The organism is Streptomyces sp. BK208 (genome assembly GCF_004364245.1).
Classification (GTDB): Bacteria; Actinomycetota; Actinomycetes; order Streptomycetales; family Streptomycetaceae; genus Streptomyces.
In genome coordinates this window covers 157,687-172,183 of the sequence record NZ_SOAV01000010.1, presented here as the reverse complement: position 1 = coordinate 172,183, position 14,497 = coordinate 157,687, and the positions used below count along the sequence as shown (strand labels likewise).

The window sequence follows — 14,497 nt, the reverse complement described above, 5'->3', positions numbered from 1 at the left end:
CCGCGTGGATGACAGACAGGGTGACCCCTCTCACATTGGTCTGTCGAGGGTGCGTGACCGCTTCGTAGTGGAACCAGTAGGTATGTCGTTCTCGTCTTCCGCGTGGGTTCCACCCGTACACAGGACACTGGTAAATGGTTTCGGTACGGGTTCGGTAGCGCGCACAGGACGTGCGGCGCATGGAGGAGGCATCGGTGGCGGGCGAGTCCCCCGACAGGTCGAAGCAGCGCGAGTCGTCGGAAGAACCGACGTCGGGGAGCGCGGGTCCGGTTCCCGAAGCCAGGACCGAGGCGAGCGAACATCGTGATCCGCGGCTCGGGGCGGCACGGGAGGACGCGAAGCGCTCCGCGGGGGGCACGGGGTCCCGCGGCGGCGTCGACACCGCGACCCGGGTGCTGTCGGCCCGTGGGTCGGCTCCGGAGGCGGACGCCGCCGACGGGGCGGCCGACGACGAGGCGTCCGGCACGTCGGACGGCTCGGGCGCGCCGGAGGCGTCCGGCACGCCCGGGGCCGACCGCGAGAAGCCTGCCGCCACGAACGAAGGCCGGCTGCGGGACGTCGTCGCGGCCTGGGTGGCCACCGCGGACGAGCGTGCCGCCGCCAACGCACGACTGGAGGGCGGCGAGGGCGCTTCGGCCGGCGCCGACGCGCCCGAGGGCCAGTCCGAGGGCCAGAAGGCCGCCCCGGCCGAGGACGGCGACAACGGCGAGCCCGGCCCGCGGCAGGGCGCCGAGGAGTCCGAGGCAGCCACCGCGGACGCCACCGGCTCCGACGCCGAGGCCGAGGCCGGTACGCCCTCGGCCTCCGGTCCGGACACGGGTGCGGGTGCGGGTGCGGGTGCGGACGCGGCGTTCGGCTCGGGCTCCGCCACGGACTCGGCTTCCGGCCCGGGCAGGGACGCGGCTTCACGTTCCGACGCAGCGGGCGGCTCGGACCCGGACTCGGCCGCCGGTACCGACACGGGTACGGCTTCCCGCCGGGACGCGGGCTCGGGCTCCGGCACGGGCGCAGCCGGCGGCTCGGACCCGGACACGGGCGTGGGCTCCGGCTCCCGCTCGGACGCCGCTACGGGCACGGACTCCGGCTCGGACACGGGCGCGGACGACCGCTCCGATGCGGCCACCGGCTCGAAGACCGTCACGACCACGGGTTCCGGCGCCGGCACGGGCGCGGACGTCACGTCCCGGCCGGACTCCGGCTCGGACACGGGCGCCCCCACGGGTCGGGATTCGGCCTCCGGGGCAAAGGCGTCCGCCGGGTCCGGCTCGGGTCCCGCTTCCGGCGCGGGCAAGGGCCCGGCGGCCGACGCGGACTCGGGCGCCTCCGCGGGCTCCGGCGCCGCCTCGGCGTCGGACGAGGACGACGGCGAGGGCGAGGGCGACGGCGGCGGCGAGCCGCCGGTGGATCAGCCCACAGCCGTGTTCAAGGCGCCGCGACCCGCCGTCGATCAGCCGACGACCATGCTGAAGCTCGGCGACGCCGCCTCCGCCGCCGGCAGGACCGGCCCGAGCGCCGCCGGCAAGACCGGTCCGGGTGCCGCAGGCAAGACCGGTCCGGGTGCCGCAGGCAAGACCGGCCCCGGAGCCGCCGGCAAGGCCGACCCCGGCGCCGCCGAGCGGACCAGCAAGTTCGTGGCGCTGCGGAATCCGGACGACCCGGCGACCCGCAGGCCCCCGCAGGCACCGCAGGCGACGAAGAGCCCCGAGGCGGCCCCCGAGGAGGCCCCCGCGGCGGCCCGGACGCCACGCACCGGGGTCACCGCGCCCGTCTCGCACGTCGGGCCGGACCGGACCACCCAGCAGCCGCTGCCGCCCAAGCCGCCGCTGGACCTGCTGGCGGAGCTGACCAACACCCCGCCGCCCCCGGAGACCCCGCTGCGGACGACGGTGCGCCGGGTCAAGATCTGGACGCCGCTGGTCATCCTGCTGGTGATCATCATCGGCGTCGTGCAGTCCATGCGCCCGCTGCCCGCGCCGACCCTCGACCTCACGGCGCAGGACAGCTTCACCTTCGAGGGCGGCAAGCCGGAGATCCCGTGGCCGTCCAGCGGGCAGGCCGCGCTCGACGTGCAGGGCATCGGCACCTTCGGCTCGTCCGGCGACCAGAAGCCGGTGCCGATCGCGAGCGTGGCCAAGGTCATGACCGCGTACGTCATCCTGCGCGACCACCCGCTCAAGAGCGGCGCCGAGGGTCCGAAGATCAAGATCGACCAGGCGGCGGAGGAGCAGTCGGAGGCGGGCGACGAGTCGACCGTCCACGTCTACGCGGGCGACTCGATCTCCCAGCGCGAGGCCCTCAAGGCCATCCTGATCGCGTCCGCGAACAACGTGGCGCGGCTGCTCGCCCGCTGGGACTCGGGGTCCGAGAAGGGGTTCGTCGAGAAGATGAACGCCGCCGCGAAGGACCTCGGCATGACCAACACCACGTACACCGACCCGTCGGGGCTGAACAACACGACGGTGAGCACGGCCGTGGACCAGGTGAAGCTGGCCAAGGAGGCGATGAAGGAGCCCGCGTTCCGCGAGGTCGCCACGATGATGTCGTACGACGACTACAAGGGCGCGAACCACGGCAACTGGAACCAGCTCGTCGGTCACAACGGCGTCGTGGGCATCAAGACCGGCACCACCACCTCCGCGCTCGGCAACCTCGTCTTCGCGGCGAAGAAGGAGGTCGGCGGTGAGACCCGGACCATCGTCGGGGCCGTGGTGCGCCAGCCGGCCACCGCGGACAAGGGCATCCTCGCCGCCGCCCTGGACGCCGGCGACCAGCTGATCCGGGCCGCGCAGGGCACCCTGAAGTCGTCGACGATCATCGAGAAGGGCAGCGTCGTCGGGTACGTCGACGACGGTCTCGGTGGCCGTACGCCGGTCGTCGCCACGCAGGACGTCAAGGCCGTCGGCTGGGGCGGACTGACCGTGAAGCTGACCTTCGACGCGGACGAGGTGCCGCACACGGCGAAGGCCGGTACCAAGGTCGGCACCCTCACGGTCGGCGACGGCGGCACCAGCGGCGCGGTGAAGGTGCCGGTGGCCCTGCGGGACGACCTCGCCGAGCCCGGCTTCTCGGACAAGCTGACCCGGCTGGGCTGACACCGGGCCCGTCCGGGCCGCCCGCGACACACACCCCACGCCCCCGCGGTCACCCGGCCGCGGGGGCGTTCGCGTCCCCCGGGGCGTCACCGGAACGCCGGAGGGCCCGCGAGGGGGCCCCGGGGCGCCGGGAGGCCCCGGAAACGGAGGAGGCACCCGTGCGGGGCCGCGTGCTAGCGTCACGAAGCGGGGCAGTCGCCGGTCGTGGGAACGGGACACGGCCCAAAGAAGAAGACGGGACACGGGGAGTGCCTTCAGGTGGCCACTGCGGAGCCGACACGCGCCGACGACGCCGATCCGGGGCCGGGAGCCGGCCCGCGACCGCGGGTGCCCGGGCCCCGCAGGGACGCCGGGGCGAGCCCGGCGGGGGCGGAGAACCCGGTGGACCGGCGCGACGGGCCCGGCCCGGCGGACGGCGACGGTGAGCCCGAGCCCGGCGGCCCGAAGGCGCCGTCGGCCGTGAACACCGCCTTCCTGGCCCTGCGCGAGCGCATGCTGCGCCACCCCGTGCTGTCCGTGACCGTCCTCGCCGGGGTGCTCCACATAGTGTGGTTCTTCACCTTCGCGAACAGCGGCGGCGACCTCGCGGCGCAGGACGCCTGGGCCGAGTTCGTCGGCCGGCACCCGGACTCGGCGTACAACCTCGCCTGGTACGGCGGCATGCACCCGGTCTCGTACAGCGTGATCTCGCCGTACCTGATGTCGGTGCTCGGCGTGCGCACCACGATGATGATCGCGGGGACGATCTCGGCCGGGCTGCTGACGATGATCCTGATCCGCAGCCGGGTGGTCCGCAATCCGCTGTGGGCGTCGCTGGCGGGCCTGTTCGGGCTGCTGGCCAACGCGGTGTCGGGCCGGGTGACGTTCGGGCTCGGCATGATGTTCGGGCTCGGCGCGGTCGCCGCCGTGTTCTGCTGGCCGCACCGCTGGCGGTACGAGCGCTGGGCCAAGGGGCTGTGCGCGGCGCCGCTGGCCGCGCTGTCGACGATGGCCTCGCCGGTCTCGGGGCTGTTCGTGGGCCTGGTGGCGGTGGCGCTGTTCCTGCAGAAGCGCCGGCCGGGTGCCTGGTCGCTGGGCCTGGCCCCGAGCGTGGTCGTCGGTCTTTCGGCCGTGCTGTTCCCCTTCTCGGGCACCCAGCCGATGGGGTTCGGTTCGACGGTGCTGCCGATCCTGTACGCGGGCCTGGTGTACTGGCTCGTGCCGAGCACCTGGAAGACCGTGCGGATCACGTCGGCGGTCTACGGCCTGGCGGTGCTGCTGGTCTGGCTGATCAGCTCGCAGATCGGCTCCAACATCACCCGCCTGCCGATGCTCTTCGCCGGGGTGGTCCTGGTGGCGGCGCTGCCGTTCACGGTGACCAAGTCGCGCAAGTGGTACGCGCTGGTGGCCTCGCTCGCCGTCTTCGCGGGCTGGATCGGCTTCAAGTCGGCCGACGACGCCGTCCACACCACGCCCGCCGCCTCCTGGGCGCGTGAGCTGGCGCCGCTCGTCAACGAGCTGCAGGAGGTCGGCGCGGAGCAGGGCCGGGTGGAGGCCGTGCCCGCCCGCTCCCACCGGGAGGCGTCGGCGCTCGCGCCGTACGTGAACCTGGCCCGCGGCTGGACCCGGCAGGCCGACATGGAGCGCAATCCGCTCTTCTACGACGACACGCTCAACTCGGCGAACTACCACGAGTGGCTGAAGCGCTGGGCCGTGCACTTCGTGGTGCTGCCCAAGGGCGAGCCGGACGGTGACGGCGGCAAGCGGGAGCGGGAGCTGCTGCAGCGGGGCCTGCCCTATCTGAAGCAGATCTGGGGCGACGCCAACTGGCAGCTGTTCCAGGTGACCGACCCGACGCCGCTGGCGGAGCCCGACGCGGTGGTCCGGCGGGCCGAGCAGGACGAGTGGGTCATCGACGTGCAGCGGCCCGGGCGCATCCTGATCCGGATGCCGTACTCGCCGTGGCTGAGCCTCGTCGACGAGGAGGGCGGGAAGCTCCAGCCGCCCCAGGAGACGGAGGCCTCCAGGAACGCCCCGGAGGGCACGCCGAAGACGTACGACAACGTGAACGGCTGTCTGGCGGAGACCGAGGAGACCGCCGAGGGTGACGTGTGGACGACGCTCGTCGCCCCCGAGGCGGGGACGTACCGGCTGGCGTCGCCGTACGGGCTGAAGCGGGGCACGCCGTGCCCCGACGAGCTGAAGTAGCGCCCGGCGCGGCCCGGGCGGTCTCTTCGGAGGCCGCCCGAGATTGTTCATGTAGGTGAACACAGGTCAGCGATCCGAACCTTTTTACTCTCTCTTGACCTTCCCCTTCCTTGTCGTGCCCGCGTCGTCGCACCCACGATGAGCGGGCACTTCGCGGCCTGCCACGCCCTTGCTCCGCTCTAGCGAAGTGCCAACCGGCTGAGCGGAGTTCACAAGGCGGACCCCGGAAGGGGGCACATGAACGGTCTCGACTGGTCCGTGCTCATCGGCTACTTCGCCGTCATGGTGGCGATCGGCGTCTGGTCGCACAAACGCGTGGACGACGTCAGCGACTTCTTCACGGCCGGCGGCAAGATGCCCTGGTGGCTGTCCGGCATCTCGCACCACATGTCGGGCTACAGCGCGGTGATGTTCACCGGCTACGCCGGCATCGCCTACACCTACGGCGTCACGTCCTTCGTGACGTGGTCGTTCCCCATCGCCCTCGGCATCGCCATCGGCTCCAAGCTGTTCGCGCCGCGCATCAACCGGCTGCGCTCACGGCTGCACGTGGCCTCGCCGCTGGAGTACCTCAAGAACCGGTACAACCTGCCCACCCAGCAGGCGCTGGCCTGGTCCGGCATGCTGCTGAAGATCGTGGACGTGGCCGCGAAGTGGGCGGCCATCGCCACCCTGCTCTCGGTCTTCACGGGCATCACCCTCAACCAGGGCATCCTGATCACCGGTGTCATCACGGGCATCTACTGCACGATCGGCGGTCTGTGGGCGGACGCGCTGACCGAGCTGGGCCAGTTCATCATCCAGCTGCTGGCCGGTGTCGCGATGTTCGTGGCCGTCGTGATGAAGCTCGGCGACCACGGCGGCTTCTTCGGCGTCTGGGACGAGCCCGCCCTCCAGGGCCACGGAAAACCGCTGGTCGGCCCGTACGGCACGGTGTTCCTGCTCGCCTTCCTCTTCATCAAGCTCTTCGAGTACAACGGCGGCATGCTCAACCAGGCCCAGCGCTACATGGCCACGCGCAACGCCCGCGAGGCGGAGCGTTCGGCGCGGCTGTCGGCGGTGCTGTGGCTGGTCTGGCCGCTGGTGCTGTTCTTCCCGATGTGGATGGCGCCGCTGCTGGTGGAGTCGCAGAAGCCGGACGGTTCCGACTCCTACGCCCTGATGACCGAGCAGCTGCTGCCGCACGGGCTGCTCGGCCTGGTCATCGTCGGGTTCTTCTCGCACACCATGGCCATGTGCTCGTCGGACGCCAACGCCATCGCGGCCGTCTTCACCCGTGACGTGGCGCCGGTGCTGTCGAAGGCGGCGCGCAACTGGGGTCAGCGGTCGGGGCTGCTGGCGGCCCGGCTGACCACCGTGGTCTTCCTCGGTCTCTCGATGGCGGTGGCGACCCAGGTCGACTCGCCGACGTTCAAGGACATCATCACCGTCGTGATCAAGTGGGTGGCCGGCCTGATGGGCCCGATCGCGATCCCGATGATGCTCGGGCTGCTGCGGCCCTTCCGCCGCTCGGGCCCGACTGCCGCGCTCACCAGCTGGGGCCTGGGCCTGCTCGCCTTCTGGCTGGTCAACTACCCGATCAACTGGAACGTGGACGGCGGGGTGCCGCTCGAGTACCAGGTCTCCATCCCGCTGGCGGTCTCGCTGGTCCTGTACGTCGTCGTCGGCTTCCTGAAGCCGGAGGACACCCCGGAGCGGCTCGCGATCATCGAGCGCGTCAACACGGACGGGGACGACGGCCACTCCGGCGCGGCGGCCGCGGTCCCGGCGCCCGCGGGCGGGGTGGACGACGTGGTGGGCCGCAACCGGGTGGGCGACTAGAGATCCCACCCGAGGGCGCACGTCCGGCCGGCCCGGCCGGTGACCGCGGTCACCGGCCGGGCCGGTTCAGCGCAGTTCCTGGATGCGGATCTGGTTGCCGGCGGGGTCCCGGAGGGCGCAGTCCCGGATGCCGTACGGCTGCTCGGTCGGCTCCTGGACGATCTCGGCGTCCTTGGCGCGGGCCTTCTCGAAGGTGCCGTCGAGGTCCTCGGTGGCCAGGAGGAGCCACCCGTAGGTGCCCTTGGCCATCATCTCGGCGACGGTGCGGCGCTCGGCGTCGGTGATGCCGGGGTCCGCGGCGGGCGGCGCGAGCAGCAGCGAGACGTCCGGCTGGCCGGCCGGACCGACCGTGATCCAGCGCATCCTGCCGTCGCCGACGTCCTTGCGGACCTCGAAGCCGAGCACGTCCCGGTAGAAGGCCAGGGACGCGTCCGGGTCGTCGTGCGGAAGCACCGTGGTGTGAATGCTGATGTCCATGGCCGCCACGCTAGCGGCGGCCCCCGGTGCGGCGCTTCCCGAGACGTGGCCTCAGGCTCGCGGGTACCGCGCCAGCCATCCGGGGGACGAGCCCGCCGGGCCGTGCAGGGCGGGGCCCTGGGTCATCTCCATGGCGAAGTCGTCGGCCAGCTCCAGGAGGGTCGGCCGGCCCTCCAGTTCGGCCAGCCAGGCCGGGGGCAGAGCCGTCTCGCCGTGCAGGGCGCCGAGCAGGCCGCCCGTCAGGGCGCCGGTCGCCGCCGAGGCACCGTCGTGGTTGACGGCGAGCCGCAGCCCGTGCCGTACGTCCTCACCGACGAGGGCGCAGTACACGGCGGCGGCGACCAGGCCCTCCGCCGTGCCCGCGCCGATCAGCTCGGTCACCCGCGCCGGGGTCGGCAGCCCTTGCCGCACCGCGCCCAGCGCGTGCTGCAGGGCGTCCGCCACGGGCTCGTGTCCCGGCCGGGCGGCGAGCAGCGCGAGGGCCCGCTGCACGGCGGCGTCCAGGCTCTCGCCGCGCGCCAGCCCGTGCACGATCACGGCGTACGCGCCCGCCGCCAGGCGCCCGGTGGGGTGGCCGTGGGTCTGCGCGGCGCACTCCACGGCGAGCTGGGCGACCAGTTGCGGCTCCCAGCCGACCAGGAGCCCGAACGGCGCCGAGCGGGCGGCGGCCTCCGGACCGCGCTCGTCGGGGTTCTTGGGTGCCTCGGGGGTGCCCATCGTCTCGTCGCCGAGGCCCAGCAGCAGGGCGCGCGGGGCGTCCCGGCGGACGTACAGCCACTCCTCGTGGGCCAGCCAGCCGTCCTCCTTGCGCCGCAGGTCGGGCCCCCAGTCGCGCTGGGTGGCGGCCCAGCGCCGGTAGGCCCGGTGCAGGTCGGTCGGCGGGTGCCAGGCGCCGGTGTCCCGCCGTACCTGGGCGCGGATCAGCCCGTCCACGGAGAACAGGGTGAGCTGGGTGAGGTGGGTGACGGCACCGCGCCGGCCGTAGGCGGTGGCGAGGTCGGACAGCCCTTCCGCGCCGTGCGCCTCCCGGATCTCGTCGAGGGCGAGACCGTCGACGGGCGCTCCCAGGGCGTCCCCGACGGCCGCACCGAGCAGCGTGCCGCGCACCCGGCTGCGGAAGTCCTGCTGCTCGGCACGCCCCCACACGGCACGGGCTGTCGCGCCCACCTGGACCTCCGCTCGGCGCTGTGCGTACGTACGACGCCCAGCACTGTATGCGAACAGAAGTGGTCGGTCAGGGCTGGAACGGTGTGGAAACGTTCACGCGCGCGTGCCGGTGCACACCTCACGGCAGCGGCGGACGAAGTCCCGGACGTCGGTCTGCCGGGCCTCGTCGCGACTGCCTGACCGTCCGGGTCACGTCCGGCCACGACCCGGTGGCAGTTCGGCCCAGACGGTCTTCGCCGGGGCCGGTCCCGCGCGGACACCCCAACGGTCCGCGTACGCCGCCACGATGCGCAGTCCGCGCCCGGCCTCCGCGTCGTCGGACGCCGGGTCGGGGAGACGCGGGACCCGGTCGCCCCGGGCGTCGGTGACCTCGACACGGAGGGCCCCGCCCGGCAGCAGCCGCAGAGCGAGCCGGAAGTCCCGTCCCGGCACCCGGCCGTGCAGCACCGCGTTCGCCGCGAGTTCGGCGACGACCTGGACCGCCCCTTCGGACGGCACTCCCCAGTCGTCGAGTTGGCGTTCCGTGAGCAGCCGCGCCAGCCGGGCGCCTCTGCGGGTTGCGGACAACTGGACTGCGAAGTGGGGCGCGTTCGGCGTGAAAGGTAGGTCCAATTTCTGATTCACGTCACCCAGCGTGGCCGCCCGTCCCTACTCTGAACAGCGACGACCTCGGTACCGAGAGTGACTGTCCGGGTGCCTGCCGTGGTCGTACGGGTCGTACGTCGGGAGGGAAGACGTGGAGGACGAGGAGGCCGCGGCCGTGCTCAAGGCGGTCGGGCGGCAGATCAAGCTGTGGCGGGAGGCGGCGGGCCTGCGCCAGGCCGAACTGGGGGCCGCCATCGGGTACGGCGAGGACATGGTCTCGTCGGTCGAGCGCGGCCGCCGGGTGCCCAAGCCCGATTTCCTGGACAAGGCCGACGAGGTGCTGGGCGCGGGCGGGAAGCTCGCGACGATGAAGGAGGACGTGGAGAAGGCCCGCTACCCGAAGAAGGTGCGGGACCTGGCCAAGCTGGAGGAGGAGGCGGTCGAGCTGGGGGCCTACGCGGGCCACCACATCCACGGTCTGCTGCAGACCCCCGAGTACGCGCGCGCGTTGTACGCGATGCGCCGACCGGCGTTCACGGAGGAGGAGACCGACCGCTACGTCTCCGCTCGTATGGCGCGAAAGGCAGTCTTCGATCGCGTCCCCCGGCCACAGCTCACCTTCGTCCAGGAGGAAGTGACGCTGCGGCGCCCGCTCGGGGGCAGGACCGTGCTCCGGCAGCAACTCGAACACCTCCTGGACGTCGGGAGGTTGCGACACGTCGAGATCCAGGTCATGCCGACGGACCGCGACGATCACGCCGGGATGGCCGGGTCGCTGCAATTGTTGAAACTGCGGGGCGGCACGGCGTTCGGCCACTCGGAAGCCCAACTGCACAACCGGGTCATCACTGATCCGTACGAGGTCCAGACCCTGGATCTGCGCTATGGGATCATCCGGGCGCAGGCGCTCACGCCCCGTGAGTCATTGGCCTTCATCGAGAAAGTCATGGGAGAAGAGACATGACCCCCGCCCTCGAATGGTTCAAGAGCAGCTACAGCAGCAACGACGGCCCGGAATGCGTCGAGGTCGCCATAGCCCCCGCCCACCCAACCGTCCACGTCCGCGACTCCAAGGACCGCGAAGGCGCCCGTCTGACCTTCGCCGACGTCTCCTGGACGGCGTTCGTGCACACCGTCGCGACGGACGGCCGACGGGCACCCTCCGTGCTCCGTTAGCGCGGCGAGGGACCGCCGGAACGCTGCGAAGAGATCACGTTTCCCGGACCCTCCCGCCCGCCCGCTGTCCGGCTTCGGGATAGTGCTGCCATGACCAAGAACCCCCGCAGCGCCCTTTTACTCGCCTCCACCGTGCTCACCGCGGTCCTCGCCCTCTACATCGCCCTCGTCGCCCTCGGGAACATCACCGACTTCGACAACAACCAGCAGTACGTGCACCACGTCCTCGCCATGGACACCACGTTCAAGGACGACGACCTGATGTGGCGGGCGATCACGAGCAAGGGTCTCCAGGACACCGCCTACGTGGCGATCATCGTGTGGGAGACCGCCGCCGCGCTCGTGCTGATCTGGGCGACCTGGCTCTGGATACGCCGGCAGCACGCTCCCGCGCGGCGCTTCACCACGTACGGCACGCTCATGCTGATGCTGCTCTTCGGTGCCGGATTCCTCGCGATCGGCGGCGAATGGTTCGCGATGTGGCAGTCGGAGGACTGGAACGGGCTGGAGGCGGCGACGCGCGTGCTGCTGTTCAGCGGCGTCGTGCTGATCGTGGCGCACCTGCCGTCCGGAGAGGCGGAGGCTAGGCGACCACAGTGACCGTCGTGCCGGACGTGCCGAACTCCCAGAGCGCGTCACCGTCCGCCTTGGGCAGCCGTATGCCGCCGGTCTTGGCGCCGGAGGCGGCCGGCGGCGGCGAGGAGCCGTCCACCGCGTTGGAGAAGGCGACCCAGACGCCGTCCTCCTGGGTGAAGTACAGGATCTGCTCGATCCGGACCCCGTCGGAGCCCGTCGTCGGTTCCTCGCGGCGGGTGCCGACGCTGTACTTTCCCGGATCGGGGTCGACCGTGCCCGGCCACACCTTGAAGGAGCGCCGGGTGGCGTCGCTGGCGTCGACCAGCCACACCCGGTCCTGGCCGACCGAGTAGACGACGCGCCGCCCGGTGCCGGAATCCTCCGGTACCCGGGCCGGCGCGGTCTCCTTCGGTTCGGGGTGCGCGTCCGCCGACGCCGACGGCTTCGGCTTGGTCGCCGCGGCGGTGGGCTGGGGCCCCTGGTCCGCCTGCACGGCCAGGACGGTCACCGCCGCGATCGCCCCCACGGTCAGACCGGAGACCCACGCCCATGAGGGAAGTCGGGCTGGCACGGGCACGCATCTCCTCAGCTACGAGAACCCCGACACACCGGGGGCCAGATCATCGTACTGCGCGTCCGCCGCTCTCCCGAAGCCTGCGCCCCGGCCCCGTGCCTCCTCAGTCCAGGACCGGCAGCAGCTCCGGCAGGTGCCCGTCCGAGTCCCGCGCCGCCCGCTGCCGCTCCTCGGGGACCGGGCCGTACAGCGTGGTGCGCGGCTTCGCCGGGCGGCCCGCCGCGTCCGCGACCGCGACCAGGTCCTTGACCGACTTGTACGACCCGTAGGACGAGCCCGCCATGCGGGAGATCGTCTCCTCCATGAGGGTGCCGCCCAGGTCGTTGGCGCCGGAGCGGAGCATCTCCGCCGCTCCCTCCGTGCCCAGTTTCACCCAGCTCGTCTGGATGTTGGGGACGTGCGGGTGCAGGAGGAGACGGGCCATCGCGGTCACCGCGCGGTTGTCGCGCAGGGTGGGGCCCGGCCGTGCGATGCCGGCCAGGTACACCGGGGCGTTGGTGTGGATGAAGGGGAGCGTCACGAACTCGGTGAAGCCGCCGGTGCGCCGCTGGATGCCGGCGAGGGTGCGCAGGTGGCCCAGCCAGTGGCGGGGCTGGTCGACGTGGCCGTACATCATCGTGGACGAGGAGCGGATGCCCAGCTCGTGGGCCGTCTCGATCACCTCGATCCAGGTCGCCGTCGGCAGCTTGCCCTTGGTGAGGATCCAGCGGACCTCGTCGTCGAGGATCTCCGCCGCCGTGCCCGGGATCGAGTCCAGGCCCGCCTCCTTCGCGGCGGTCAGCCACTCGCGGATCGACAGGCCGGTGCGGGTGGCGCCGTTGACGACCTCCATCGGCGAGAAGGCGTGCACGTGCATGCCGGGCACGCGGGCCTTCACCGCCCGCGCGATGTCGAAGTACGCGGTACCGGGCAGGTCCGGGTGGATGCCGCCCTGCATGCAGACCTCCACCGCGCCCACCTCCCACGCCTGCTGGGCGCGGTCGGCGACCTGGTCGAGGGAGAGCGTGTAGGCGTCGGCGTCGGTGCGGCGCTGGGCGAAGGCGCAGAAGCGGCAGCCGGTGTAGCAGACGTTGGTGAAGTTGATGTTGCGGGTGACGATGTACGTCACGTCGTCGCCGACGGTGCTCCGGCGGACGTCGTCCGCGATGCCGCACAGGGCGTCCAGCGCGGGGCCGTCGGCGTGCAGCAGGGCGAGTGCCTCGTCGTCCGTCAGCCGCGTGGGGTCGTCGGCCGCCGTGGCGAGCGCGGCGCGCACGTCGGTGTCGATGCGCTCGGGCGCCATGCCGGGGGCGGCGGCCTCGCGCAGGGCGCCCCAGTCGCCGTACACCTCGTCGAAGTCGTCGCGGCGGTCCGACGTGCGGCCCTCGGTGTCGATGGTGGCGTGCAGATCGGTGCGGCCGGTGGCGGTGAACGCCTCGTCCGGCTCCTGCCACGCGTGTCCCTCGACCACCGCGTCCGCGCGGGCCAGGCCGGTCTCCGGGTCGGCGAGCGCGGCCACGTGCGGGCGCAGCCGCGGGTCCAGCCAGGGCTCGCCGCGCTTGACGAACTCCGGGTACACGCAGAGACGTTCCCGCAGCGCGAACCCGGCCGCCCGGGACTTCGCGGCGAGTTCGTCGATCTGCGGCCAGGGGCGCTCGGGGTTCACGTGGTCGATGGTCAGCGGGGAGACGCCGCCCCAGTCGTCGATGCCCGCGCCGATCAGCCGCTCGTACTCCGCGTCCACCAGGTTCGGCGGCGCCTGGAGGCAGGCGGAGGGGCCCATGATGTGCCGGGCGACGGCGACCGTGGCGACCAGCTCGTCCAGTTCCGCGTCCGGCATGCCGCGCATCGCCGTGTCGGGCTTGGCGCGGAAGTTCTGGATGATCAGCTCCTGCACGCCGTGGTAGGCGCGGGAGACCTTGCGCAGCGCGAAGAGGGACTCGGCCCGCTCCTCGTACGTCTCGCCGATGCCGATGAGGACACCGGAGGTGAAGGGCACCGAGGAGCGCCCGGCGTCCTCCAGGACGCGCAGCCGTACGGCCGGTTCCTTGTCCGGGGAGCCGTGGTGCGGGCCGCCGGGCTCGGACCACAAGCGGGTCGCGGTGGTCTCCAGCATCATGCCCATGGAGGGGGCGACGGGCTTGAGCCGCTGGAAGTCCGTCCAGGTCATGACGCCGGGGTTGAGGTGCGGGAGCAGCCCCGTCTCCTCCAGGATGCGGATCGAGATCGCGCGGACGTAGGCGATCGTGTCGTCGTATCCGTGCGCGTCGAGCCACTCCCGGGCCTCGGGCCAGCGCTCCTCGGGCTTGTCGCCGAGGGTGATGAGGGCTTCCTTGCAGCCGAGGGCCGCGCCCTTGCGCGCGATGTCGAGCACCTCGTCCGGCGACATGAACATCCCGTGGCCCGCCCGGCGCAGCTTGCCGGGGACGGTGACGAAGGTGCAGTAGTGGCACTTGTCCCGGCACAGCCGGGTCAGCGGGACGAAGACGCTCTTCGAGTACGTGATGACGCCGGGCCGCCCGGCGGCCTCCAGGCCCGCGTCCCGGACCCGGGCGGCGGACGCGGTGAGGGCGTCGAGGTGCTCGCCGCGCGCCTGGAGCAGCACGGCGGCCTCGGACACGTCGAGGGCGACGCCGTCCCGGGCGCGTTTGAGGGCGCGACGCATGGAGTTCTCGGTGGGGCCGGCGGGGTCGGCGGGTCCGGTTCCGGGGGTCGCGGAAGTCGTCATCCTTCGAGCATACGAGCGGCGTGATCGGCTCCGCCCGCCCGTCCCGGCGACCCGGCCGGCGTTTCCGGACCTCAATGCCCCCTCAATGCGCCGAACCCCTTTCCTTGCCCGGGAGTTCACGGCTCAATACGAGGG

General features: G+C 72.4%; 11 protein-coding genes. 6 read left to right on the top strand and 5 right to left on the bottom strand.

Annotated features, from left to right (window positions below; genetic code table 11):
- Window positions 1-179 precede the first annotated feature (179 nt).
- The 3 genes from EV562_RS24510 to EV562_RS24500 all read left to right on the top strand — a co-directional run bounded on the left by EV562_RS24510 (window position 180) and on the right by EV562_RS24500 (window position 7,100).
- Entirely contained in the window at window positions 180-3,092 is a 2,913-nt protein-coding gene (locus EV562_RS24510) for a D-alanyl-D-alanine carboxypeptidase (protein WP_133889010.1), read from the top strand.
- Window positions 3,093-3,350: 258 nt separating this feature from the next.
- Window positions 3,351-5,279: an MFS transporter gene (locus tag EV562_RS24505; RefSeq protein ID WP_133889009.1), complete on the top strand. Its 1,929-nt coding sequence runs from the start codon at window positions 3,351-3,353 to the stop codon at window positions 5,277-5,279.
- 237 nt (window positions 5,280-5,516) lie between these two features.
- Entirely contained in the window at window positions 5,517-7,100 is a 1,584-nt protein-coding gene (locus tag EV562_RS24500; protein WP_133889008.1) for a sodium:solute symporter family protein, read from the top strand.
- A gap of 66 nt (window positions 7,101-7,166) precedes the next feature.
- Here EV562_RS24500 and EV562_RS24495 read toward each other — a convergent pair whose 3' ends face one another.
- The 3 genes from EV562_RS24495 to EV562_RS24485 all read right to left on the bottom strand — a co-directional run bounded on the left by EV562_RS24495 (window position 7,167) and on the right by EV562_RS24485 (window position 9,368).
- Window positions 7,167-7,577, bottom strand: a complete 411-nt coding sequence (locus EV562_RS24495; RefSeq protein WP_133889007.1) for a VOC family protein — start codon at window positions 7,575-7,577, stop codon at window positions 7,167-7,169.
- Between the two features lie 51 nt (window positions 7,578-7,628).
- Window positions 7,629-8,744 (bottom strand): ADP-ribosylglycohydrolase family protein, encoded by a 1,116-nt coding sequence (locus EV562_RS24490; RefSeq protein ID WP_133889006.1) that lies wholly within the window; start codon window positions 8,742-8,744, stop codon window positions 7,629-7,631.
- A gap of 189 nt (window positions 8,745-8,933) precedes the next feature.
- The gene (locus EV562_RS24485; protein WP_133889005.1) at window positions 8,934-9,368 is read right to left on the bottom strand and encodes an ATP-binding protein; all 435 of its coding nucleotides are present in this window, start codon (window positions 9,366-9,368) and stop codon (window positions 8,934-8,936) included.
- Between the two features lie 112 nt (window positions 9,369-9,480).
- Here EV562_RS24485 and EV562_RS24480 point away from each other — a divergent pair, with 112 nt between their 5' ends.
- The 3 genes from EV562_RS24480 (at window position 9,481) to EV562_RS24470 (ending at window position 11,105) form a co-directional block, all read left to right on the top strand.
- Complete coding sequence (locus tag EV562_RS24480; RefSeq protein ID WP_133889004.1) at window positions 9,481-10,293, top strand: helix-turn-helix transcriptional regulator; 813 nt, start codon at window positions 9,481-9,483, stop codon at window positions 10,291-10,293.
- Complete coding sequence (locus EV562_RS24475; RefSeq protein WP_133889003.1) at window positions 10,290-10,505, top strand: DUF397 domain-containing protein; 216 nt, start codon at window positions 10,290-10,292, stop codon at window positions 10,503-10,505. Before EV562_RS24480 ends, EV562_RS24475 begins: the two co-directional genes overlap by 4 nt.
- Before the next feature lie 90 nt (window positions 10,506-10,595).
- On the top strand, window positions 10,596-11,105 hold the full coding sequence (locus tag EV562_RS24470; RefSeq protein ID WP_133889002.1) for a DUF2165 domain-containing protein: 510 nt from the start codon (window positions 10,596-10,598) through the stop codon (window positions 11,103-11,105).
- Here the strand turns inward: EV562_RS24470 and EV562_RS24465 are convergent.
- Window positions 11,089-11,652: a hypothetical protein gene (locus tag EV562_RS24465; RefSeq protein WP_166661971.1), complete on the bottom strand. Its 564-nt coding sequence runs from the start codon at window positions 11,650-11,652 to the stop codon at window positions 11,089-11,091. The genes EV562_RS24470 and EV562_RS24465 overlap by 17 nt on opposite strands.
- Window positions 11,653-11,758: 106 nt before the next feature.
- Entirely contained in the window at window positions 11,759-14,362 is a 2,604-nt protein-coding gene (locus EV562_RS24460) for a bifunctional FO biosynthesis protein CofGH (protein ID WP_133889000.1), read from the bottom strand.
- Window positions 14,363-14,497 lie beyond the last annotated feature (135 nt).

Bases quoted from the DNA above. Each gene is read 5' to 3' on its own strand.
- EV562_RS24460 (WP_133889000.1), bottom strand. From the start codon at position 14,362: ATGACGACTTCCGCGACCCCCGGAACCGGACCCGCCGACCCCGCCGGC.
- EV562_RS24510 (WP_133889010.1), top strand. From the start codon at position 180: ATGGAGGAGGCATCGGTGGCGGGCGAGTCCCCCGACAGGTCGAAGCAG.
- EV562_RS24500 (WP_133889008.1), top strand. From the start codon at position 5,517: ATGAACGGTCTCGACTGGTCCGTGCTCATCGGCTACTTCGCCGTCATG.
- EV562_RS24495 (WP_133889007.1), bottom strand. From the start codon at position 7,577: ATGGACATCAGCATTCACACCACGGTGCTTCCGCACGACGACCCGGAC.
- EV562_RS24470 (WP_133889002.1), top strand. From the start codon at position 10,596: ATGACCAAGAACCCCCGCAGCGCCCTTTTACTCGCCTCCACCGTGCTC.
- EV562_RS24475 (WP_133889003.1), top strand. From the start codon at position 10,290: ATGACCCCCGCCCTCGAATGGTTCAAGAGCAGCTACAGCAGCAACGAC.